Origin of the sequence: Variovorax sp. J31P207 (assembly GCF_030316965.1) — a bacterium.
In the GTDB taxonomy this organism is placed as follows: Bacteria; Pseudomonadota; Gammaproteobacteria; order Burkholderiales; family Burkholderiaceae_C; genus Variovorax; species Variovorax ginsengisoli_B.
In genome coordinates this window covers 137,031-157,972 of the sequence record NZ_JASZYN010000016.1, presented here as the reverse complement: position 1 = coordinate 157,972, position 20,942 = coordinate 137,031, and the positions used below count along the sequence as shown (strand labels likewise).

The window sequence follows — 20,942 nt, the reverse complement described above, 5'->3', positions numbered from 1 at the left end:
GCCCGCGTGCCGCACGCAGCGCTCGAAGACCTGTCCATCCCGCTAAAGCAATGGCTTTGAGAAAAGCAAATTTCTTATGAATCAACATATTTCCAATACCGACCCCGCGACAGCGCCGACGCGATTTTCAGCCGATGCCGACCGCGCCTACAAAATGCTCATCGACGGCGAGTGGGTATCGGGCAGTAGCGGCGAGACGTTCGCCTGCAACGATCCTTGCGAGGATCGTCCGTGGGGGCAGGTGCCCGTCGCCAGCGTGCAGGATGTGGATCGCGCCGTTCGGGCTGCCCGCCGTGCATTCGATGAGGATGGTCGGAACAGGTTCTTGATCACGTGGAACGGGTGCTCGACTTTGGCGCGGATGCTTGCCTTCAGCTGCTCGGCCTTCTCCAGCATGCGTGCCCACTCGCGCGTCGGGTCCAGTTGCCGACGCTTGCCAGGCTGCATCGCGACATTCCACTTCGGGCCCTGCGCTTCCTCGCGTTTGTCGACGCCCCGGTAGCCCGCATCTCCAAAGGCCACGGTCTCTTCGCCTTGCAGCAGGGCGCCGGCTTGCGTCACTTCGTTGACGTTGTCCGTCTATTCCTTCGTGGACAGGATCGTTGCCCATGTTGGGCTTGTGTTCAAGATGGGATGGCGAGCCCGTTACAAGTGTCTGGCCGATGCCGATGGCGCTGATCACGACAGGCGCCTCGAGCGTGGTGCCGTCCGCCGTCTCCACGCCGTACGCACGCCCCTGGCGCTCAGGCTCTGCGGGCGCTTCGCTGGCCCGGCATGGCGCTGACGGGCCGCGAAGGCCAGGTGAGCGTGGGGCGTAAAGATGGCTACCTGCGGGGATTGCCCAATGCGGTCTGCACCGCGTCGACAAGCGTGGCCAACCGCATGCCCAGGTCGGATAGCAGCGTGGGTTCGTCCAAGAGTCTGTAGGCCGGCACAGTGCAGCCGAAAACGAAGCGGCGGTCATCGATCAGGCGCTGCACAGGCACAGCGACCCCAATGGTGTTGCGGTGCAATTCACCCTGGTTTCGGCAATAGCCTAGCGTGGCCAGTTCTTCTCGAGTCGACGCGAGCTTTTGCTCCAACCACTCTGCTCGCTCGGGGTGCTGGCGCAAGATCTCCCGCACCGCCTCTGCCAGGCGCGCCTGCGGCAAGAGGGTTAGGAAGGCTCGGCCGGTGGACGACTTCGACAGCGATACCGATGTGCCCAGTTCCGGCCGCGACACCGAATTCCCTCGCCCCTGGATCGCCTCGATGAAAACCAGCCGCTCATCGTCCGTGCTCGATGCAAGCGTGACCTGGCCCTGTGCATGGTCGGCAAACTCCTGCATCAGCGGCCGTGCGATCGATCGGATCGTCATGCTGGCCAACAGCGGCGAGGCAAGACTGAGCACGCCGGGCGCCAGCATGTATTTGCCGCGTCGCTCCGAATAGTGCACCAGCCCAAGCGCGCGAAGCGTGCCGATCAGGCGAAAGGCGGTGGCCTTCGGCAGGCCAGAGCGTTCGACCAAATCCTTGCCGCTCAGGTCATATTCCGCGGTGGTGAAGCATTGCAGTATGCGGATGCCGCGCGCTAGCGCGCTCTGGGGTGCCTCCTGCACCAAAGAATCGTCGGCGGAGCCCTCGGCAGGCGGGGTTTCGATCATCGTGAAAGCTGGAAAAAAGATTGAGACATCTGTCTCGGAAAAGTTCATTCTACCGGCCATAGGCGCCTATCAGGGGATGCGGACAAAAACTTGGACCACCAGGAGGTAGTTCATGTATTCGTTCGAAGACAGGATTCGAGCCGTCGAGCTGTACATCAAGCTCGGAAAACGCGTCAGGGCAACCATTCGTCAGCTGGGTTATCCAACCAAAAATGCCCTGAAAGGCTGGTACCGAGAATTCGAGCAACCTTCCGATTTGCCTGTGGGCTATGCGGGCCGGGCTCCCAAGTACTCGCAGGCGCAGAAGGAGGCGGCTGTCGAGCACTACCTCACTCATGATCGCTGCATTGCTGCAACGATCAAAGCATTGGGCTATTCGGGTCGTGGAACGTTAACCGCATGGGTCCGAGAGGCGCACCGTGGTCGCGCCGCGCTTGAGTTCGATGCGGATGTCCGATGCTGTTGGCGGGCGCGTGGCGCCGATCTGCACGGGCACGAACGCCGCCTTGGCTTGATCCCGCGGCATGTCGACAGTCGTATCGACGGAGTCGGCGCTGGGCAACCGTTGACCGCCTTGCTCGATCCAGCGGCGCAACAGGTTCGCATCGATGCCATTGGCCAATGCCACCGAGGCAATCGACACGCCGGGCCGAGAGCAGGCGGCGACCAGATTCGCCTTGAAGTCATCGGTGTGACGGCGCCTGCGCCGCCGATCTCCCTTCACCGTCGCCTCGATAGTGTTCACGTGTCCGCCAAGAAAGTTAAGTGGACTAGAGGCTCCTACGTCGCCGAGAAGGGATCAAGATGACTTTGCCGGACGCATACGCACAACCGGCAACTGCCATGCCTCGATAAATTCCCAGAGGCTGTAGTCCGCGCTTCTCGGCCAACGAGCGCTCCATGAGGACACATGCCGATGCACCATCGGACAGTTGACTTGAGTTGCGGGCGGTGACCACGCCCCCCTCGATCACTGGCTTCAGGCTGGCGAGGCCCTCCAGGGTGGTCTCGGGGCGGTTGCCCTCATCGCGCTCTAGCGTCACTTCCTTGTAGGTCACTTGCTCGGTTGTCTTGTCCGTCAGCGCCATGGATGTGGTGATGGAGACAATCTCGGCATCGAATCGGCCTTCGGCCTGGGCGGCCGCCGTGCGCCGCTGGGATTCAAACGCGTACAGATCCTGCTCCTCACGCGAGAGCGCATACTTTCGCGTCACGAATTCCGCCGTCTGCAACATCGGCATGTAGGCGTGCGGCGACTGCGCGATGACGCTTGGATCCGCTTCCCGGGCAACTCACCCCCGCCGTTCTTCACGATAGGCGTGGCCCAGCCTTCTGGATCACGATCAACCGCGCCGAGAAGCGCAACGCGATCAACAAGGACGTGATCGCGGGGACCAACTCGGCCAGCGTGGCGAAGAACACGCTCTTGCCGGCCTTGACGGCTTCGAAGCCCAAGGCGATTGCGAGATGCGACTTCTCCGTGTCCGGCGGCCCCAGGAAGTGCACGCACTGACGCCGCTCGATGAACTCGAACCCCGCCAGTGCCATGACGCGGTGACGATCCAAGCCAGGCTGGAAGGTGAAGTCATAGCCCGACAAGCTTTTGACCGTGGTCAGCCGCGCCGCCTGCAGCGCCATCTTGATGCGCCGGCTCTCGCGCGTGGTCTACTCCTCGCCCAGCAGCGCCTCGATGGCTTCCAGCTCGGTGACCTCTCCCTGCTCGATGCGCGACAGCGTGGTCTGCAAGGCGTCGAGCGCACGCGGCATCTTCAGGCCCACCAGATGGCGGCGGATGCGATCGGTCGTGGTGCCGTTCATCGCGCAGCTCCCAACTGACGCGCGATCTGCTCGTACACGCCCAGGGATCGTGTGGCCACGGCGTGGCCAGGCAACAGAAGCAAGGAGGGTCGATCGCGTCGCTGGGCACCACGCCCGCCTCCTTGGCGGTGGCCGGGCAGCACCGAACGCTGCTTGCGTCCGTGGAGAAGCGCATGAACGGCGAAAGATTGGGCGTGGTGCTGGCCGATGGACCGGCCCTGCGGGTGCTGGACCTGCGCGCGGCGGCTGAGGCGCGCGACCCAAGCCAGGCGCTGGTCTCCATGAACGCGTTGATGGACGCCGGTGCGTCCGGCCTGCAACATGCGTATGTCGCCATCGAGTGGGCGCAGCGAGAGGGCGAAGCAGCCTGGTTCCGGGCCGAGTCCGAAGTCGACTGGCGCGTGCCGCTGGAGGTTCGGACCTGCATCGCCGGCGGACGCAATTTCGGCTCACACCTGGAGGAGTCGCTCGCCTATTGGAAAGAGCGCGGGGTGCAGGCGCACACCGAGATCCCGATGGGCTTCGTCAAGCTGGCCAACAGCATGGTTCCCACCCGCAGCATCGTGCAGCGGCCACCGGAGACGCGCTGGTTCGACTACGACATCGAGGCGGTGGCCGTGATCGGCTGGCCGGTCGAGCGCGTGAGCGAAAAAGACGCGTTGTCGACCGTGTTCGGCTACACGATTCTCAACGACCTCTCCGCGCGCGAGCTGCAGCGCAAGGAGATGCAGAACCAAAGCATCTTGCTGGGGAAGAATTTCCCGGGCCTGGGGCCACTGGGTCCGTGGATCGTGACTGCCGACGAAATCCCGGACCCATCGGTGATGGAGGTCGAGCTGAGCGTCAACGGCGAGGTGCGACAGCACGCGAGCTGCGCCGATCTGATCTTCACTTTCCCCGCGATGATCGCGCACTGGTCGTGCACGGGGCTCGCGCGCGGCGACCTGGTCACCACCGGCAGTCCGGAGGGCGTCGCGATCTCGCGCAAGCCCGACCCGGAACCGTTCTTCCTGCAGCCGGGCGACACGGTGCGGACGACCGTGGACAGAATCGGCACGCTGGAGACGGTCTTCTCGTCCAGAAGTGCCTTCTGCACGGCACTCAAGGCCGTGCGTGACGCCTCGGCATGGGCTGGGTGCGCTTTTTGCTCCCTGGCAAGCTCAGCATGGGCCCGCCGCGCCGCCATGCGCTCGCGATCGACGTCGGACAGCAGGCGACGCTCGTGCGCGAAGTAGCGCTCCTCGGCCTCCCTCGCGTCGCGTTGCGTTGCGTTGCCGCCAGATTCATCGCCGCCTTCTCGCGAAGCGACTCTTTGCCCGCGAAGGCTTCGTCGAGGGCCTTGCGAAGGCGCCGCACCTCGGCTTCCGATGTGCTGAGCAGGCGCGCGGATTCCTGCTGTTGCGCATGCATCTGGGCCTCCATGGCCGATACCGCCTGGCGCGAGGAGGCGAGGGCTTCATCGAGCGCGACGCGGGCCTGCTCGAACTTCTGGATCTGCACCTGGTCGCCTTCGCGCCGAGCGACGTCCCAGAACTGCTCGGCGGCCTGAAGGATGGTCAAGGGAAGCTGTTGCGCTTCGCCGCGGGTCGCAGCGCTTGCATTGCTCGGGTTGTTCGGATCGGCCAAGCTGGCGCCGCGGCCGCCGCTCAGGCGCTGGCCGAGCGTGGCGAACCAGCGCTCGAGCATGGGGCTGACCGTGTTGGGCGATCCGCTGCCGATCTTTTGGCGTACGCGCTCGATGGTGGGACGCAGCCCGTCCTGCAGGAGCGCGTCGGCGGCTTCCCAGACTTGGGTCTCTTGAATGCTGTGTGGTAACGCAAGTTGAAGCGTTCGCGGACCCCAGGAAAGCGCATTCCTTTACCCTAGGACACTGTCAAGGAGCTGGCGGGCATCACGCAGATCGCGAGCGTGGAACTCGCGATCGTCGCGCGGCCCGACGCGCCGTTCAATTCGCTGGCCGGGCTCATCGCGCATGCCAAACGGAGCCCTGGAAAGTTCACCTATGGCACGGCAGGAGCGGGCAGCGGCATGAACCTGGGCGCCGAGTTGCTCAAGCGCGAGGGCGGATTCGACATGCTGCATGCGCCTTTCATGGGCAGTTTGCGACCTTCACCGAACTGATGGGTGGCCGGATCGATCTGGTCGTCGACGCGTTCTTGGCGATGACGCCGTACGTCAAGTCTGGCCGCTTGAAGATGATCGCCGCCATGGGCGACAAGCGATTCAATGGTCTGCACTACCATCGATCTTCAATCGCATGTTGGTTGGCGAGAACGCGTACGACATTCCGGCGGGCGCCGATGCGTATGGGGAGCTTCTCAAGACCCGGTTCCCGAAAGAATCTCATGCCATCGACGAGTATCGTTCTCTCATCGGCAAAGTCTCGAAGCCGTCAGGACCGTTCTTTGCAGAGAAGGCGATGCCTGAAGAGGTCGCCGAGAAGTTCTACGAGAAGATCTGCGCGGAGTTCCATGGCTATTCGCGCCAGACCACCATCGATGTACTGCCGTCTTTGACCTCGATTGAAGAGCTGATTGCCGTGCTCTGCGCAAACTGGGGCGACTACACCCTTGGGCCGAGCAAGAATTCCTTCGCTATGCATTGCATGCTCGCAAAGCATTACATGAACGGTGCTCACTATCTTGTGGGGGGCGGCAGCGCATTCTCGGAATCGATGGTGCCGTTCATCGAGTCCGCAGGCGGCGCGGTTCTCCATGGGGCGGAAGTCAAAACCCATCCAAAGCGTATGAGCCGACGCCTATCCTGGGATCGCACTTTGTCCAAGCCCGCGCACAGCTCCATCGACGCCATGGGGAAAGAAGCCTGCAGCTGCTTTGCCAACCGCGTGCGTATGCCATGGGCTCTGTGGAGATCAGCTATGCCGACCTGGCCCGACGGTCGACCCAGTTTTGCGGCCTGGTTGAATCGGGTGAGCGGCTTTGCGCCGACGGATCGCGTTGCTGGAATCGCTGCGGGCGTGATTTTCCTAGCCTGGCCTTGTCCAACCGTGACGCGAAAGAACCTAGCGGACGGGAAGTCCATGGGCCCGCCTTGCGGGTTTGGCGGGCTGAGGTGCGGGGATGGGGCGGGCCGTCGGCACAGCTGACGGGGAATCGGCATCGGCAACCAGCACGCCCGCTGTAACGATGAAGTCAGCTGCTCCTCGGAGATCCCCTGCCAATGCCTTGCTGGCCCCGGCTGCATCCTTGTTCCTCAAGGCGGAGAAGATCCGATCGTGATGATCGGCCGAAACGTGCTCGGTCACGCGGGCGGACCCCGAACGCAAGTCGTAGTTGAGGATGGGGCCGATACGCAGCCAAAGCGCCTCGATCATTTCGAGCAGCATCGGCATGCGCGCCTGCCGATAAATGGCGAAATGAAGTTCCTTGTTGAGAGCGATCAAATTCGCTTCATTCGGCTTCTTCAGCAAGCTTTCTCGCAAGAAACGGTCGTGCGCTGCCTCGATCTCGCGAAGCCCATTCTCATCGACCAGCTCGGCGGCGCGGGCAGTTGCCAGGCCCTCGAGGTTGACGCGGATGTCGGTGATCTCGCGGAACTGGCTGACCGTCATGGTCGGTACGCGAAGGACCCGATTGGGCATCAGCTCGAGCGCTTTCTCCGACAACAAGCGGTTAACCGCCTCGCGGACAGGCATCACGCTCACGCCGAGGCTCTGCGCAATCGTTCGCAGCGACAACTGTTCGCCAGGCATCACGCGCCCGCCCATCAGCAGTTCACTCAGCTGCTTGTAGACATCTCCGCTCAAGGTCTGGCGGGTGACGGGGGTGACGAGGCTCGAAAGGTCCATGCGCAAAGTATAGGACGAAACGTATTCACTGTGATCTCTTAGCACAGACGCGTGAATCTGGAGGACGCGGCGGGTCGACTTAGGGCTTACCCTATTACATATCTGTGATCACAGCGATTACGATCACGATGAATGAAACTGGGACACATCATGCGACCGACTCGCGTCGCGCTCGATCCTGCTCGGCCTCGTCGTGCTGGCGGCCGTCGTCGGGCTGCGCGAGCGCCGTCGTTGAAGTGGGCGGCCCACCGATTGCATCCACAAGTAAAAGGAGACACTCATGCGCATTGAAGTCCTGGTTGATGTGAAGACGACGCTGGGCGAGGGTCCCGTTTGGGACGTGCAGGACCAGCGCCTGTATTGGATCGATAGTTTCGGCTGTCGGGTCTTCCGCTGCACCGCCGACGGGCGCGAGATTCGCGCCTGGGACGTGCCCGAGAAGATCGGCTCGATGGCTCTTCGACGGGGCTGCGGCGCGGTGGTGTCGCTGGCAACCGGATTCCACTTCCTCGACTTCGAGACCGGCGATACCACGCTGATCGTGAACCCCGAGCCAGACAAGCCGAACAATCGGCTGAATGACGGAAAGGTTGATCAGCGCGGACGCTTCATCGCTGGGAGCATGGACACTCAGGAAGCGGGTCCGAACGGTTCGCTCTATCGCCTCGATCCTGATCTTTCATTGCATCGGCTCGATGACGGCATCATCGTCTCCAATGGCCCCTGCTGGAGCCCGGACGGAAAGACCTTCTATTTTTCCGACACCTGGTCGGATGAGATCTGGGCCTACGACTACGACCTGGAGACGGGCAACGTGGCGAACCGCCGCACGTTCACCAAGCTCGGAATGTCTCCCGGCTGCGCGACGGATGGTTCGACGGTGGACGCCGAAGGCTTTGTCTGGAACGCGCAATGCTACGTTGGAAAGCTCTGTCGCTATGCACCTGATGGCTCGCTCGACCGGGTGATCGAGATGCCAGTTAAGAAGGTCACGAGTGTCAGCTTCGGCGGACCGAATCTCGACATCCTCTTCGTGACTTCGATGGCCCGCCCGCCGCTGCCCCGATTCCCTGGCGACGGTGTTCAACGCGGCAGCCTGTTCGCGATTCACGACCTTGGCATCCAGGGGTTGCCCGAGCCACGCTTCGGTGGCTGAGCGATGGCTCCAGACGAAGGACACCCCGTGACTGCACTGCTTTCAGGCCGACGCGCTTTGATCACGGCAGGCGCCAGCGGCATCGGACTCGCGATTGCGATCGCTTTCCACCAGGCCGGCGCGCAGGTCGTGATCTGCGATGTCGACGAGGCGGCGATGGCCCGAGCACGCCAGGCGCACCCGGACTGGGCCGTCGTGAACTGCGACGTCTCCGAGCGCGATCAGGTGGATGACCTTTTCGCGGCGATGGCCGAGCGTCATGGCGATCGGTTGGACATTCTGGTCAACAACGCTGGCGTTGCCGGGCCCACCGGTGGAATCGAGACGGTTGAACCTGACGAATGGGATCGGACGATTGCAATCAATCTGAGTGGCGTCTTCCTGGTCACGCGTCGCGCGGTGCCGCTGTTGAGAGCGGCAGGAGGTGGCGCCATCATCAACATCTCGTCGGCCGCCGGCAAACTGGGTTTTCCACTGCGCACGGCGTACTCGGCGAGCAAGTTCGGCGTCATTGGCCTGACGGAGACCTTGGCGATGGAACTCGGCGTGGACCAGATCCGCGTGAACGCCATTCTCCCCGGCGTGGTTGCCGGGGAGCGGCAGGACCGAGTGCTCGCCATCAAGGCGAAGGCCAACGGCATAAGCCTCGAAGAACAGCAGGAGCGTGCCGTCGAGCGCGTGTCGATGCGAACGATGGTCCAAGCGCAGGACATCGCGCAAGCCGCACTCTATCTGGCCGGACCAGCCGGGCGATACGTCAGCGGAGAGAGATTGAGTGTTGGCGGCAACGTCGAGTCGATGTCTTGAACTTACCGAGATGCCCGAACGGGCCTTTTTCACCTTAAACCTTTACTCACCTGGAGCACAGCATGACCCTGACAACCCTTCTCGATGGTGCCGGTAGTGGCGCTTTCAACGCGCCCCCGGCCCCTCCATGCCTGCGCTCGGTCGATTCCGGGCTGGAGGGATCGAAGTGAACGCACAAGCCACCTCTCATCAATCCTCCCAGCCGGTCGCTGTAGTCGGTGCAGGCTTGATCGGTCGGGCCTGGGCCATCGTGTTCGCGCGCGGCGGTCATCCGGTGCGTCTGCACGACGCTGATGCAGCCACGATGTCCGGGAGCCTGGCCTACATCGGCGAGCGCCTCAAGGAACTGGAGGCATACGGGCTGCTCAACGACCCGGCAGAGGTCGTGCTGGCGCGAATCCGCTGCGAGCCGAATCTGGCCGACGCGGTGCGCGACGTGGTGATGGTGCAGGAGAACATTCGCGAAACGGTCGAGGCCAAGAAGGCCATCTTCGCGCAGCTGGATGCGCTGACCCCGCCAGAGGCGATATTGGCAAGCTCCACGTCATGGCTGCCGGCATCCACCTTCACTGCCGACTTGGCTGGCCGCGGGCGTTGCCTGGTGGGTCATCCAACGAATCCGCCGTACCTCGTCCCGTTGGTCGAGCTCTGCCCGGCGCCGTGGACAGATCCCAAAGCGATGGAGCGCGCGCATGCGCTTTACGAGGCAGCCGGCCAAACGCCTGTGACGCTTACGCGCGAAATCCATGGCTTTCTCCTCAACCGGGTTCAAGCCGCCGTGCTGAACGAGTGCTTCAGCCTTTTCGAGCAGGGCCTCGCAAGCTCCGATGACATCGACAAGGTGCTCAAGGACGGCCTCGCTTTGCGCTGGTCCTTTATGGGTCCTTTCGAGACGATTGATCTCAACGCTCCGGCGGGCGTCACGGACTACGCGAAGCGCTACGGCCAGCAGAACCGCGAGACAGTGGTCGACGTCCAGCCCTTTGGTTGGGGCGACGATACGCTCGCGCGGGTCGATGCAGAACGCCGCAAGCAACTGGACATCGCCGACATCGGCACCCGTTCGGCCTGGCGAGACCGCCGGCTGATGGCGCTGGCCGCGCACAAGCGCCAGGCACCGACCCACTAATCACATTCAACCCCCTGGAGAACCGCATGCCCCGCAAAGTCATCATCACCTGTGCCGTCACCGGCGCCATCCACACGCCGTCGATGTCGCCCTATCTGCCGGTCACCCCTGAAGAGATCACCAAGTCGGCCATCGGCGCGGCCGAAGCCGGCGCCGCCATCGTGCACCTTCATGCACGCGATCCGGTCGATGGAAGCCCTTCGCAGGATCCGGCACTCTTCAGGCAGTTCTTGCCGCAGATCAAGGCCGCGAGCGACGTGGTCATCAATCTGACGACTGGCGGCGCGCCAACGATGAAGCTGGAAGACCGGCTGCGCCCCGCGCACGAGTTCAAGCCGGAGGTCGCATCCCTGAACATGGGGTCGATGAACATGGGCCTGTATCCCATGCTTGCTCGCTTCAAGGAGTTCAAGCATGCGTGGGAGGAGCCCTACCTGTCCGGCAGCCATGACCGCATCTTCAAGAACACCTTCACGGACATCGCGCACATCCTCCAGTCGTGCAGCGACAACGGCACGCGCTTCGAGATCGAGTGCTACGACATTGGTCACCTCTACACGGCCGCGCACTTCATCGAACGCGGCTTAATCAAGCCACCTTTTCTCATTCAGTCGGTCTTCGGCATCCTCGGGGGCATTGGTTCACACCCTGAGGATGTGCTTCACATGCGTCGCACGGCCGACCGCTTGTTCGGCGATGCCTACCAGTGGTCGGTGCTTCCGGCAGGGCGAAATCAGATGCCGATCGGCGCGCAGTCTGCCGCCATGGGCGGACATGTCCGGGTCGGCCTGGAGGATTCCCTGTGGGATGGCCCGGGCCAGTTGGCCAAGACCAACGCCGACCAGGTGCTGCGCATGCGCCGCATTCTCGAGGGTCTCTCGCTGGAGGTGGCCACCCCCGACGATGCCCGGGAAATCCTTCAACTCAAGGGCGGCGACAACGTCAATTTCTAGCCGCGTTGAAGGCGGCGCGCGCTTCGAACCCGCTTCGGGGCGGTGCGGCCGCTGTCGCCTGCAGTTCATGAATGGAGTTTTCGAATGGACGCTATCAAGACAGACGCACCTGTGCAGAAGGAAAAGGTGGGTCGCGTCGGTGTTTTGACCCTGAATCGGCCGGCCAGCCTCAACGCGTTGGATCTGGATATGGTGCGGCTCTTCTCGGAGGCGCTCCAGGCCTGGGCAAAGGACAGTTCCGTGGTCGCGGTTGTCGTCAAGGGGGCAGGGCGGACCGGCAAGGCCCCGGCGTTTTGCGCCGGGGGAGACATCCGCTTTCAGCGCAATGCAGCGCTGGCGAATGATCCGGTTCTCGGCACTTTCTTCGATGAGGAATACCGGCTCAATCACCTCATCCACTGCTACCCCAAGCCGTACATCGCGCTGATGGATGGCATCGTCATGGGGGGCGGGATGGGCCTGAGTCAACGCGCGTCTCTGCGGATCGTGACGGAGAACTCTATGCTCGCCATGCCGGAGACCAAGATCGGGCTGTTCCCCGATGTCGGTGGGGGATGGTTCTTGTCGCGCTGCCCGGGGCGGATCGGCGAGTATCTGGCCATCACCGGCCAGTCCGTCAATGCCGCGGACGCGATCATGTGCGGTCTGGCGGACATCCAGGTGCCTTCCAGCAAGCTGGTTGAACTGATTTCGGCGTTCACCCGGCTGGACAATTCCCCAGCGATCGACCATGCGGCGCGAGCCGATGCGATCGAGGCCGGACCATCCAAACTGGGCGCCCTCCAAGCGGAGATCGATGAGCACTTCGCCCATGGCAACATGCTCGACATCGTGGCTTCGCTTTCACGAGACTGTCGCTCCTTTGCGCGCGAAGCGCTGGCGGCCATCCGTCAAAACTCCCCCTTGATGATGAGTGTGGCGCTGGAGCAAGTGCGTCGAGCCCGATCGTTGACGTTCTCCGACGAACTTCGCACCGAGCGCGTACTGATTCACAACAGTTTCCATAGGCGTCCCGGCGCAGCCGCTGAACCCGTGGAAGGCATACGGGCCCTGGTCGTGGACAAGGATCGCAACCCCCGGTGGAGCCCCCGACGCCTGGAGGACGTTACTGGCGAAGCCGTCCAGGAATACTTCGAGAGCCCCTGGGCAGCTTCGAATCATCCGCTCGCGCAGCTGGTGGGCTGACCTCGCGTACGCAACCCGCGAATTCGCTCGAAAGCAGTTCCGGCGCGTGCCCGGGCCTCTCCGGGTAATCCCGCATTTTCATCTGTGATCACACATATATCATCACAACATCGGGTTGGCGATCTGCTTTGTTGTTAGGCCCGCACTCTGTGGTCATCCGCTCGCCAACGGACGCCCTCGCAGTCATCCCCACCTTTGGAGACCAAGGCAAATGCTCACCACAACCCCCGCCGACGCTTGGCGGCCAGCGGCCCCGGACACCGCGGAGTCGCTGAATTCGTTGATGTTTCGAAAGTTGATGCCGCTCGTCGTGGCGGCCTATGTGATCAGCTTCCTTGATCGGACCAACATCGCGCTTGCCAAGAACTATCTGGCCGTCGATCTGGGAATCTCTGCTGCGGCTTACGGGTTGGGAGCTGGGCTCTTCTTCTTGACCTATGCCCTGATGGAAATTCCGAGCAATCTGATCATGCACCGCGTCGGCGCCAGGCTGTGGATCACGCGGATCATGGTGACGTGGGGACTGCTGTCGGCCGGCATGGCCTTCGTCACCGGCGAAACGTCCTTCTACGTCATGCGCATGTTGTTGGGTGCCGCAGAAGCTGGGCTGTATCCAGGCGTGATGCTCTATCTGACCTACTGGTTCGGACGCAAGGAGAGAGCTCGCGCCACAGGTTATTTCCTGCTCGGCGTGTGCCTGGCGAATATCGTGAGCGGCCCGCTGGGCGGCTTTCTGCTGCAGATGAACGGTTTCTTTGGGTGGCACGGATGGCAGTGGATGTTCATGCTGGAGGGCCTGCCTGCAGTGTTCTTCGCGATCGTGATCTGGAAGAAGCTGCCCAATGGCCCTTCGAGTGCAAAGTGGCTGTCTCGCTCCCAGGCGCTGGACGTCGAGCGACGCCTCGCCGCCGAGCGCGCCGAGCAAGAGGAGGCTGGCCACGTGGGCCATTCGTTCAAAGGCGCGTTTGTCGATCCTCAAATCTGGCTTGCCATTTTTGTCTACTTCTGCCACCAAATCAGCGTCTATACGGTCATCTTTTTTTTGCCGGGCATCATCGGCACTTACGCGAAGCTCTCGCCCGTACAGGTCGGCCTGTTGAACTCGCTGCCATGGATCGCAGCTGCGATCGGCGCCGCGACATTGCCACGCTACGCGGACACCCCGCAGCGCGGGCGCAAGCTCTTGTTCAGCGGGTTGCTCGTCATGGCCGCCGGGCTACTGACCGCAGCGTTCGCCGGCCCCGTGATCTCACTTCTAGGTTTCAGTCTCACCGCGGCGATGTTTTTCGTCGTGCAACCGGTGATCTTCCTGTTCACCTCGTCCCGCCTCGCAGGCGTGGCTCTGGCTGGCGGGTTGGCATTGCTGAACACCTTCGGAATCTCCGGTGGTTTTGTGGGCCCTTCCATCATGGGACTGATCGAACAATCGACTGGCCGCACCACCAACGGCCTGATCATCATCTCGGTGCTCCTGAGCGTTGCTGCGCTCGCCAGCACGAGGATGAGACAAGGACAGGAACGGACCTGACTTCAGCGCTGACATTCACCCGAGGCAGTGTGCGCGGCGATCCTTCGAACGTGTCGCGCTGCCCACCCGGTTGCTTCGCTCAGAAGCCGAATTTGACCTAGGAACAAATCATATGAGCCACGATTCCCTCGCCTTCAAGCTTCATCCGGACGACAACGTCGCGATCGCGCGAAATGCCATTGCCAAAGGAACTGTCCTTGCCGAATTCGCCAACCTGGTCGTGACGGCAGACGTGCCTGCAGCGCACAAGGTGGCACTGGCACCGGTCGCCCTGGGCGAACCGGTCCTGCGCTACGGCCAGATCATCGGCTTCACCACTCAGCCCATCGAGCCCGGTGAGCACGTCCACACCCACAACCTGGCCATGGGATCATTCGAGCGCGACTACGCATTCGGTCAAGACGCGAGAGTGCCGGCTGCGGCGGCCAGGCCCGCGACGTTCAAGGGCTTCGTGCGTGCTGATGGCCGTGTGGCGACGCGCAACTACATTGGAGTTGTCAGCACCGTGAACTGCTCCGCCACGGTGACGAAGCTGGTGGTCGAGCACTTTTCCAAGAGTGATGCGCTGAAGGACTATCCGTTCGTCGACGGGGTCGTTCCCATTACCCACAGCTTCGGATGCTGCATCGAGCACAACGGAACTGGGGTGCAGCAGTTGCGCAGGACGCTGGGCGGCTTCGTGAAGCATGCCAACTTCGCCGGTGTAGTTGTCATCGGTTTGGGTTGCGAGGCCAACCAGATGGGCGCGATGTTCATGTCCGAGGGCATCGAGACCGGCAAGCTGATCGCACCGCTCGTGATTCAAGAAAAGGGCGGCACGCGCAAGACGGTAGCAGCCGCTATCGCCGCCGTGGAGGCGATGCTGCCGGTGGCGAACCAGTGCCGTCGCGAAGACGTGTCTGCCGCTCACCTGACCGTGGCACTGCAATGCGGGGGCTCTGACGGCTACTCGGGAATCACCGCGAATCCTGCGCTTGGCATAGCGGTCGACCTCCTGGTTGCGCATGGGGGAACTGCCATCCTGAGCGAAACCCCCGAGATCTACGGAGCCGAACATCTGTTGACGCGACGCGCCGTGAACCGAGAGGTAGGGCAGGGCATCGTCGATCTGATCAAGTGGTGGGAGGATTACGCGGACCGGGAGAAAGGCAGCATCGACAACAACCCGACACCGGGCAACAAGTCCGGTGGGTTGACCACGATTCTCGAGAAGTCTTTGGGCGCGGTGGCCAAAAGCGGCTCTTCAGCCCTGATGGGCGTCTACCGCTACGCCGAACCGATCACGACGCACGGCCTGGTCTTCATGGATGCGCCCGGCTACGACCCGATGGGGGCGACCGGACAGATTGCCAGCGGAGCCAACCTGGTCGCTTTCACGACGGGTCGTGGCTCGTGCTTCGGGGCAAAGCCATCTCCGTCGATCAAGTTGGCCACCAACACGAAGATGTTCTTGCGAATGAAGGACGACATGGACATCAACTGCGGCGACGTGATGGATGGCGGCGCAACCCTTGAATCGAAAGGGCGAGAGATCTTCGAGCTCATGCTCAGGATCGCATCAGGCGAGATGTCCAAGAGCGAGGAACTCGGCCTCGGAAACGAAGAGACGGTGCCGTGGATGATCGGCGCTCAGATGTGAGTTGACGCAGCGGACGAACCTTGATCCATCCGCCAACCATGAAAACCATTCAACCTTCGAACGCCGCGAACTTAATATCTGACGGCGCGACCCTGCTGATCGGCGGTTTCATGGGGGCAGGAACGCCACCGCGTCTCATCGACGCGCTCGTCAAGCTGGGAAGACGAGACCTGACAGTGATCGCCAATGACACTGCACGGCCGGGCGTAGGCATCGGCAAGCTCATCGACGCCAAGCTCGTAAGTCGAATCGTGACGAGCCATATCGGCACCAATCCCGAGACGCAGCGGCAGATGATCGCCGGAGAGGTTCGCGTCGACCTGGTGCCACAAGGGACTCTTGTGGAACGCATCCGGGCCGGGGGATTCGGACTCGGCGGCGTCTTGACGCAGACAGGGCTGGGCACCCTCGCAGCGCAAGGCAAGCAAGTGGTCGAAGTCGATGGCAAGACGTTTCTGCTGGAGCTGCCTCTCAAGGCTGACTTCGCCCTGATCAATGCGAGGCGTGCCGACTACCTCGGCAACCTGGAGTACGCATTGACCTCTCGGAACTTCAATCCAATCATGGCGATGGCTGCTGGAACAGTCATCGCAGAAGCGGAAGACATGGTTCCTGTGGGTGTCATCCCGCCCGATGCGGTCATGACGCCCCACGTGTTGATCCAGTACCTGGTCTGCAAGGAGAGCGCGAATGGGTGACAAGGAATTGATCGCCCGCCGGATCGCGAAAGAGCTTCGCGATGGTCAGCTTGTCAACCTGGGGATCGGACTCCCGACGCAGGTAGCGCACCACTTGCCCAAGGGCGTGAATGTGTTTTTTCAGTCCGAGAACGGTCTGATCGGCATGCTGCCGCTACCCGAAGAGGGCTTTGCGTGGGCTGATCTTACTGACGCAGGCGGCCGCCCAGTCGGCGCCGGGCCTGGGGCCTGTGCAATCGATTCGGCCATGTCCTTCGGCCTCATTCGTGGTGGGCACCTCGACGTGACCGTTCTCGGCGGCCTTCAGGTGGACGAGGCGGGGCATTTGGCGAACTGGCTCATTCCAGAGGTCATGGTGCCCGGTATGGGCGGCGCCATGGACCTCGTCACGGGCGCCAGGCGGGTCATTGTGGCAATGACGCATACGGCCAGAGGCTCGCCGAAGCTCGTCGAGCGGTGCGCCTATCCGATCACCTCGACCCGGCGTGTCGATTTGATCGTCACGGAGCTCGCCGTCATCGAACCGGGGCAGGCTGGGCTGATGTTGCGCGAGACGGCGCCGGGCGTGACGGTCGACCAGGTAGTCGGTGCGACGGGCGCGCATCTGATCGTGCCGGATGACGTCCACGAGATGCGCATTTGATGGAAGTGCACGCATTCTTGTTGGTGGCTGCTGCGGCCCTGCCCACGACATAGGTTATTGGGCAGCTGACGTCTTCGGAGCGCGCCACTGATCGCGCTGGCGCAGAAGAACGGATCGATGTCGGCGCGCCACCAGTCTGAACGTCGATTCGAGCAACGGGCCTCGGCCGCTCAATCAGGGGTAAGCCCTTATGGGCTATGTGTGATCACACATATAAGATCACGAGACTCAATATTTGATCCTAAGGAGACTGCAATGAACATCCTGTCTAGACGCCGCGTGTTGAAGTTGGCAGCCGTCGGCGCGGCGACGTCCGCTTTCCGTCCTCTCGCTGCGATCGCGCAGGCGACGCAATGGCCCATGAAGCCAATTTCCGTCCTCGTGGGTTATCCCCCGGGCGGTCTGACGGATGCCGGCGCGCGATTCCTCAGCCGGGGAATGGCAACGGCTCTTGCACAGCCTGTCGTGATTGACAACAAGCCGGGCGCGGGCGGCAATATCGCTGCAGCCGAGGTGCAGCGCGCGAACGACCCCTACAAGTTTCTGGTGGCCAATACGAGTTTCACCATCAACCCCCATACCTACTCCACGCCTTCGCCTGTTCCGACCGAGTTCACTCCCATTGGGCTGATCTTGGAATCTCAATTGGTACTGGTCGTGAATCCTGCATCGCCGGCGAAGAACCTTGCTGGCTTCGTTGCCTGGGTCAAGGCAGAAAGCGAAAAGGGGTTTAGCTACGCCTCGTCGGGAAATGGCGGCAACACGCATTTGGCGATGGAATACTTCCGGGAGAGAGCTGGCCTGCCGAAGATGAGCCAAGTGCCCTACCGCGGCAGCGCTCCAGCCATCCAAGACGTCGTGGGAAATCAGGTGCCCTGCTTGATGGATGCGGCGTCCCTCTTGATCCCATTCATTTCCAGCGGCAAGCTGCGGCCAATTCTCGTTACCGGTAGCACGCGGCTTCCGGCGCTTCCCGACGTTCCCACAGCGGCGGAACTTGGCATCAAGGACTTTGTGGTCACCGTGTTCGTAGGGCTTTACGGTCCGCCAAAGTTGCCCGCCGATGTCGTCACCAAAGCCAATGCGGCAATGAATGCCGCACTTGGCGATCCCGCAGTCACCTCTCAGATTGTGAAGAATGGGGATATGGTAGGCGGCGGCACATCGGAGCGCCTCGCCACGCTCACGCGAGACAACTACAAACTTTGGGGCGACGTGGCCAAGCGAAACAACATTCGTGCTGAATGAGGCAGTGATTATCGGGTCTCAGATCCGAAGGTCGAGTCGGAGTCGAGGTCTTGGATCACCGAGGCGACTGCGCCGTTGACGTGGATTTCTGCCGTTGCTGCTCCCTGTCCGCTAACAAGTCGACAAATGCGCGGACCTTCGCTGGACGAAAGCGAGCGGCCGGAAAGACCGCGTGGATTCCACCGGACGGCAGGCCCCATTGAGGCAGGACCTGGATCAGGCGCCCCGCGGCGAGTTCGTCTTCAATCGCATAGTCCGGGAGCACCGACAGCCCCGCGCCCTGGCACACGGCTTCGCGAACGGCGAGCGTCGCATCGAGAAAGATGGAGGCCTGCACATTCACGACCTGGCGCTCGATCTCGTTTCGCGAGAAGTTCCACTTGAGATGGTCGCGCAAGGCGGTATTGGCGACGAACGGCAGATCGGCAATGTCTTTCGGACCAGTAAGCCGCGCCACCTGAACCCCCATGTTCGGAGACGCGACGAGCAATTGCCTGAATGTGCCGATCCTTCGAGCTTGCTGACTGGTTTCGGCCAGCCAGCCGACGCGGATCGCCAGTTCTATATTGCCGGACATGATGTCCAGCGTCTGGTCGCTCAGGATCGCATCGACCTTGCACACGGGATAGCGCTTGGTGAAGGCGGCAATGGCTGGCACCACCACACCGACACCGTAGTCGAAGGGCGCCGTGAGCCGCAGCATGCCGGACGGTTCTGCGGATGTCTCGGCCAGTTCTTCGAACGCATGTTCGGCCTCGCGCAGGATCAGGGCGCAGCGCAGGTAGAACGCCTGTCCCGCTTCGGTGGGCTGGACCTTGCGCGTGGTGCGAACCAGCAGGGAGGTCCGGAACTCGCGCTCCAACCGGGCAACTTGCTGGCTGACGACCGCCTTGGTGATTCCCAGGCGCTCCGCGGCTGCAGTGAAGGAGCCCGTCTCCACCACAGCCACGAAATAGGTCAGGCGCCTCAAGTTCCCCATCCCTCCCAAGGACTCGTTGTCTTTATTGTTTGCTGTAGACATACATTGTGTTTATCACGTGTGTATTTGAGAGTCAATGGATCGTGCCTACCATTCGCGCAAGCAACCCCAACAACCTCCATGATCAAAACTCTTCATTACCTGTTCGACCCGCTGTGCGGCTGGTGCTACGGGGCGACACCAGCTGTTTCGGAGCTGCTCGCGACGCCGGGCATAGTTGTCAATCTGTCGCCGACCGGCGTGTTTTCGGGCGAGGGCGCCCGAGCGATGGACGATGCCTTCGCGAACTTTGCCTGGTCCAACGACCAGCGCATCGAACGCCTGACGGGGCAACGCTTCTCCGAGCGCTATCGGCATCGCGTTCTCGGTGATCGCCAGCAGCTCTTCGACAGCGGTCCTGCCACGGTGGCGCTGACGGCCGTGTCTTTGACCGACCCGGCCCGAGAACTGGAAAGCCTCAAGGCCATCCAGCATGCACGCTACGTAGATGGCAGCGACGTGACGGCGTTGGCAGCGCTGGCCAGTCTTCTGAAGGGGCTCGGTCTCGCACAGGCCGCTGCGAGGGTCGCGCAACCCGATGCAGATCTGCTCGCCGCCAACGCAGCCCGTATCGATCAAGCGAAGGCGTTGATGCGGGAATTCAGCGCTCGTGGTGTGCCCACCCTGGTCGCCGAAGTCGGCACCAAGCGATGGTTGCTGGATCCTGGTGCTGCTGGCTCCTCCCGAGCCGCACTGATCAGTCAGCTGGAAGTGACCTGAGCCCTGTTTCCCCGCAAACCCTCTTGTAACCATTCAGAAGGCACAACCCGTGACAACACGCAGAGACCTGATTCAAACCGTAGCCGCCGCGGGTGTCGCGACGGCCATCCTAGGAGTGAAGAGCGCTATGGCTGCAAATACTGTATTGACCTGGAAGCATTTTCCCGCTGGCGAGAACGGATTCTTCCGTGCCCCGGTGCTGATTTCCGGCGCACACGATGCCGTGCTGATCGATGGGGGCTTTACCCTCTCGGACGGCAAGGCGCTCGCCGAGGCCATCAAGAGCAGTGGCATGAACCTGACCACCATCTACATCAGCCAGAGCGACCCTGACTACTACTTCAGCCTGGCGCCCATCAAGGCAGCGCTTCCCGCGGTGAAGGTGATCGCCGCGTCGGCCACGATCGCGGCCATCAAGGGCAACGTGGACAAAAAGCTCGCGACCTGGGGTCCGCAACTCAAGGAAAACGGCCCGCAGACCCTGGCGGACATCGTGATGCCCGAAGTTTTTGACCACCGAAGCCTCACCCTGGAAGGCCAAGCTATCGAGATCGTCGAAGCCGAGGGCCTTGCCAATCGCCGCTATGTCTGGGTGCCTTCGCTCAGCGCCATCTTCGGCGGCGTGCTGTTGTTCTCGGGTGTTCACGTCTGGACTGCGGACACACAAGGCGCCGAGGCTCGCGCCGCGTGGATCAAGAACCTCGACGCCATGGCGGCGCGCAAGCCAGCCGTCGTGGTCCCCGGCCACATGACGCCCACCGCGGCGACCGATGCATCGGCCATCCAATACACGCGCGACTACCTCGTGGCCTTCGAAGAAGAGCTTGCCAGGGCCAGCGACAGCGCCACCCTTATCGCAGCCATGACCAAGCGCTATCCGAATGCCGGCATGGCGATTGCGTTGCAGATCGGCACCAAGGTCGCCAAGGGCGAGATGAAGTGGGGTTGA

Annotated in this window: 21 protein-coding genes and 4 pseudogenes; 17 read left to right on the top strand and 8 right to left on the bottom strand. The window is 62.3% G+C overall.

Going from position 1 to position 20,942, the window contains the following annotated elements:
• Nucleotides 1-76 precede the first annotated feature (76 nt).
• A pseudogene (locus tag QTI68_RS40245) lies at nucleotides 77-247 on the top strand (hypothetical protein); the annotation flags it as partial.
• A gap of 68 nt (nucleotides 248-315) precedes the next feature.
• Here the strand turns inward: QTI68_RS40245 and QTI68_RS34605 are convergent.
• Together QTI68_RS34605 and QTI68_RS34600 are read right to left on the bottom strand one after the other, a co-directional pair.
• A pseudogene (locus QTI68_RS34605) lies at nucleotides 316-573 on the bottom strand (transposase); the annotation flags it as partial.
• Between the two features lie 251 nt (nucleotides 574-824).
• Nucleotides 825-1,691, bottom strand: coding sequence for an IclR family transcriptional regulator (locus QTI68_RS34600; protein ID WP_286528432.1), 867 nt, complete (start codon nucleotides 1,689-1,691; stop codon nucleotides 825-827).
• A 64-nt stretch (nucleotides 1,692-1,755) separates the two neighbouring features.
• Here QTI68_RS34600 and QTI68_RS34595 point away from each other — a divergent pair.
• Nucleotides 1,756-2,058: pseudogene (locus QTI68_RS34595) on the top strand (IS3 family transposase); the annotation flags it as partial.
• Here QTI68_RS34595 and QTI68_RS34590 read toward each other — a convergent pair.
• From QTI68_RS34590 to QTI68_RS34575, 4 genes and pseudogenes are all read right to left on the bottom strand, one after another.
• Nucleotides 2,035-2,367 (bottom strand): transposase, encoded by a 333-nt coding sequence (locus QTI68_RS34590; RefSeq protein ID WP_286528442.1) that lies wholly within the window; start codon nucleotides 2,365-2,367, stop codon nucleotides 2,035-2,037. The pseudogene QTI68_RS34595 and the gene QTI68_RS34590 sit on opposite strands and share 24 nt — an antisense overlap.
• Before the next feature lie 70 nt (nucleotides 2,368-2,437).
• A pseudogene (locus tag QTI68_RS34585) lies at nucleotides 2,438-2,932 on the bottom strand (thiolase family protein); the annotation flags it as partial.
• 19 nt (nucleotides 2,933-2,951) lie between these two features.
• Entirely contained in the window at nucleotides 2,952-3,281 is a 330-nt protein-coding gene (locus QTI68_RS34580) for an ATP-binding protein (protein WP_286528429.1), read from the bottom strand.
• A gap of 27 nt (nucleotides 3,282-3,308) precedes the next feature.
• Nucleotides 3,309-3,461, bottom strand: coding sequence for a hypothetical protein (locus QTI68_RS34575; RefSeq protein ID WP_286528428.1), 153 nt, complete (start codon nucleotides 3,459-3,461; stop codon nucleotides 3,309-3,311).
• A 173-nt stretch (nucleotides 3,462-3,634) separates the two neighbouring features.
• Here QTI68_RS34575 and QTI68_RS34570 point away from each other — a divergent pair, with 173 nt between their 5' ends.
• From QTI68_RS34570 to QTI68_RS34555, 3 genes are all read left to right on the top strand, one after another.
• Nucleotides 3,635-4,696 carry a fumarylacetoacetate hydrolase family protein gene (locus QTI68_RS34570; protein WP_286528425.1) on the top strand — a complete coding sequence of 354 codons (1,062 nt, stop codon included), beginning with the start codon at nucleotides 3,635-3,637 and terminating at the stop codon, nucleotides 4,694-4,696.
• A gap of 673 nt (nucleotides 4,697-5,369) precedes the next feature.
• Nucleotides 5,370-5,582 carry a tripartite tricarboxylate transporter substrate-binding protein gene (locus tag QTI68_RS34560; RefSeq protein WP_286528421.1) on the top strand — a complete coding sequence of 71 codons (213 nt, stop codon included), beginning with the start codon at nucleotides 5,370-5,372 and terminating at the stop codon, nucleotides 5,580-5,582.
• 136 nt (nucleotides 5,583-5,718) lie between these two features.
• Nucleotides 5,719-6,567 carry a phytoene desaturase family protein gene (locus tag QTI68_RS34555; RefSeq protein WP_286528420.1) on the top strand — a complete coding sequence of 283 codons (849 nt, stop codon included), beginning with the start codon at nucleotides 5,719-5,721 and terminating at the stop codon, nucleotides 6,565-6,567.
• Here QTI68_RS34555 and QTI68_RS34550 read toward each other — a convergent pair.
• Entirely contained in the window at nucleotides 6,484-7,269 is a 786-nt protein-coding gene (locus tag QTI68_RS34550; protein ID WP_286528418.1) for a GntR family transcriptional regulator, read from the bottom strand. The genes QTI68_RS34555 and QTI68_RS34550 overlap by 84 nt on opposite strands.
• A 280-nt stretch (nucleotides 7,270-7,549) precedes the next feature.
• Between QTI68_RS34550 and QTI68_RS34545 the strand changes: the two genes are divergently transcribed.
• From QTI68_RS34545 to QTI68_RS34500, 10 genes are all read left to right on the top strand, one after another.
• A complete protein-coding gene (locus tag QTI68_RS34545) occupies nucleotides 7,550-8,425 on the top strand; it encodes an SMP-30/gluconolactonase/LRE family protein (protein ID WP_286528416.1) in 876 nt (291 codons plus the stop codon).
• A gap of 27 nt (nucleotides 8,426-8,452) precedes the next feature.
• Complete coding sequence (locus tag QTI68_RS34540; RefSeq protein WP_286528415.1) at nucleotides 8,453-9,232, top strand: SDR family oxidoreductase; 780 nt, start codon at nucleotides 8,453-8,455, stop codon at nucleotides 9,230-9,232.
• Between the two features lie 166 nt (nucleotides 9,233-9,398).
• On the top strand, nucleotides 9,399-10,361 hold the full coding sequence (locus QTI68_RS34535; protein WP_286528413.1) for a 3-hydroxyacyl-CoA dehydrogenase: 963 nt from the start codon (nucleotides 9,399-9,401) through the stop codon (nucleotides 10,359-10,361).
• 26 nt (nucleotides 10,362-10,387) lie between these two features.
• Nucleotides 10,388-11,314, top strand: coding sequence for a 3,5-dioxohexanoate:acetyl-CoA acetone transferase (kce, locus tag QTI68_RS34530; RefSeq protein ID WP_286528412.1), 927 nt, complete (start codon nucleotides 10,388-10,390; stop codon nucleotides 11,312-11,314).
• A gap of 84 nt (nucleotides 11,315-11,398) precedes the next feature.
• Nucleotides 11,399-12,499, top strand: coding sequence for an enoyl-CoA hydratase/isomerase family protein (locus QTI68_RS34525; protein ID WP_286528410.1), 1,101 nt, complete (start codon nucleotides 11,399-11,401; stop codon nucleotides 12,497-12,499).
• A gap of 211 nt (nucleotides 12,500-12,710) precedes the next feature.
• A complete protein-coding gene (locus QTI68_RS34520; protein WP_503011786.1) occupies nucleotides 12,711-14,027 on the top strand; it encodes an MFS transporter in 1,317 nt (438 codons plus the stop codon).
• A 112-nt stretch (nucleotides 14,028-14,139) separates the two neighbouring features.
• Nucleotides 14,140-15,666: a UxaA family hydrolase gene (locus QTI68_RS34515; RefSeq protein ID WP_286528409.1), complete on the top strand. Its 1,527-nt coding sequence runs from the start codon at nucleotides 14,140-14,142 to the stop codon at nucleotides 15,664-15,666.
• A 38-nt stretch (nucleotides 15,667-15,704) separates the two neighbouring features.
• Nucleotides 15,705-16,364: a 3-oxoacid CoA-transferase subunit A gene (locus QTI68_RS34510; RefSeq protein ID WP_286528408.1), complete on the top strand. Its 660-nt coding sequence runs from the start codon at nucleotides 15,705-15,707 to the stop codon at nucleotides 16,362-16,364.
• Nucleotides 16,357-17,007: a 3-oxoacid CoA-transferase subunit B gene (locus QTI68_RS34505; RefSeq protein ID WP_286528407.1), complete on the top strand. Its 651-nt coding sequence runs from the start codon at nucleotides 16,357-16,359 to the stop codon at nucleotides 17,005-17,007. The genes QTI68_RS34510 and QTI68_RS34505 overlap by 8 nt, the downstream gene beginning before the upstream one ends.
• A gap of 255 nt (nucleotides 17,008-17,262) precedes the next feature.
• Nucleotides 17,263-18,255 carry a Bug family tripartite tricarboxylate transporter substrate binding protein gene (locus QTI68_RS34500; RefSeq protein ID WP_286528405.1) on the top strand — a complete coding sequence of 331 codons (993 nt, stop codon included), beginning with the start codon at nucleotides 17,263-17,265 and terminating at the stop codon, nucleotides 18,253-18,255.
• 55 nt (nucleotides 18,256-18,310) lie between these two features.
• On the opposite strand, the gene QTI68_RS34495 is transcribed toward QTI68_RS34500, so the two are convergent.
• Nucleotides 18,311-19,276 carry a LysR family transcriptional regulator gene (locus tag QTI68_RS34495; RefSeq protein WP_503011785.1) on the bottom strand — a complete coding sequence of 322 codons (966 nt, stop codon included), beginning with the start codon at nucleotides 19,274-19,276 and terminating at the stop codon, nucleotides 18,311-18,313.
• Nucleotides 19,277-19,354: 78 nt separating this feature from the next.
• Between QTI68_RS34495 and QTI68_RS34490 the strand changes: the two genes are divergently transcribed.
• Both QTI68_RS34490 and QTI68_RS34485 read left to right on the top strand, forming a co-directional pair.
• Entirely contained in the window at nucleotides 19,355-19,993 is a 639-nt protein-coding gene (locus QTI68_RS34490) for a DsbA family protein (RefSeq protein ID WP_286528403.1), read from the top strand.
• 49 nt (nucleotides 19,994-20,042) lie between these two features.
• On the top strand, nucleotides 20,043-20,942 hold the full coding sequence (locus QTI68_RS34485; protein ID WP_286528401.1) for an MBL fold metallo-hydrolase: 900 nt from the start codon (nucleotides 20,043-20,045) through the stop codon (nucleotides 20,940-20,942).

Bases quoted from the DNA above. Each gene is read 5' to 3' on its own strand.
- kce (WP_286528412.1), top strand. From the start codon at position 10,388: ATGCCCCGCAAAGTCATCATCACCTGTGCCGTCACCGGCGCCATCCAC.
- QTI68_RS34490 (WP_286528403.1), top strand. From the start codon at position 19,355: ATGATCAAAACTCTTCATTACCTGTTCGACCCGCTGTGCGGCTGGTGC.
- QTI68_RS34545 (WP_286528416.1), top strand. From the start codon at position 7,550: ATGCGCATTGAAGTCCTGGTTGATGTGAAGACGACGCTGGGCGAGGGT.
- QTI68_RS34550 (WP_286528418.1), bottom strand. From the start codon at position 7,269: ATGGACCTTTCGAGCCTCGTCACCCCCGTCACCCGCCAGACCTTGAGC.
- QTI68_RS34555 (WP_286528420.1), top strand. From the start codon at position 5,719: ATGTTGGTTGGCGAGAACGCGTACGACATTCCGGCGGGCGCCGATGCG.
- QTI68_RS34495 (WP_503011785.1), bottom strand. From the start codon at position 19,276: ATGTCTACAGCAAACAATAAAGACAACGAGTCCTTGGGAGGGATGGGG.
- QTI68_RS34520 (WP_503011786.1), top strand. From the start codon at position 12,711: ATGCTCACCACAACCCCCGCCGACGCTTGGCGGCCAGCGGCCCCGGAC.
- QTI68_RS34600 (WP_286528432.1), bottom strand. From the start codon at position 1,691: ATGAACTTTTCCGAGACAGATGTCTCAATCTTTTTTCCAGCTTTCACG.
- QTI68_RS34510 (WP_286528408.1), top strand. From the start codon at position 15,705: ATGAAAACCATTCAACCTTCGAACGCCGCGAACTTAATATCTGACGGC.
- QTI68_RS34570 (WP_286528425.1), top strand. From the start codon at position 3,635: ATGAACGGCGAAAGATTGGGCGTGGTGCTGGCCGATGGACCGGCCCTG.
- QTI68_RS34580 (WP_286528429.1), bottom strand. From the start codon at position 3,281: ATGGCGCTGCAGGCGGCGCGGCTGACCACGGTCAAAAGCTTGTCGGGC.
- QTI68_RS34515 (WP_286528409.1), top strand. From the start codon at position 14,140: ATGAGCCACGATTCCCTCGCCTTCAAGCTTCATCCGGACGACAACGTC.
- QTI68_RS34500 (WP_286528405.1), top strand. From the start codon at position 17,263: ATGAACATCCTGTCTAGACGCCGCGTGTTGAAGTTGGCAGCCGTCGGC.
- QTI68_RS34505 (WP_286528407.1), top strand. From the start codon at position 16,357: ATGGGTGACAAGGAATTGATCGCCCGCCGGATCGCGAAAGAGCTTCGC.
- QTI68_RS34525 (WP_286528410.1), top strand. From the start codon at position 11,399: ATGGACGCTATCAAGACAGACGCACCTGTGCAGAAGGAAAAGGTGGGT.
- QTI68_RS34575 (WP_286528428.1), bottom strand. From the start codon at position 3,461: ATGAACGGCACCACGACCGATCGCATCCGCCGCCATCTGGTGGGCCTG.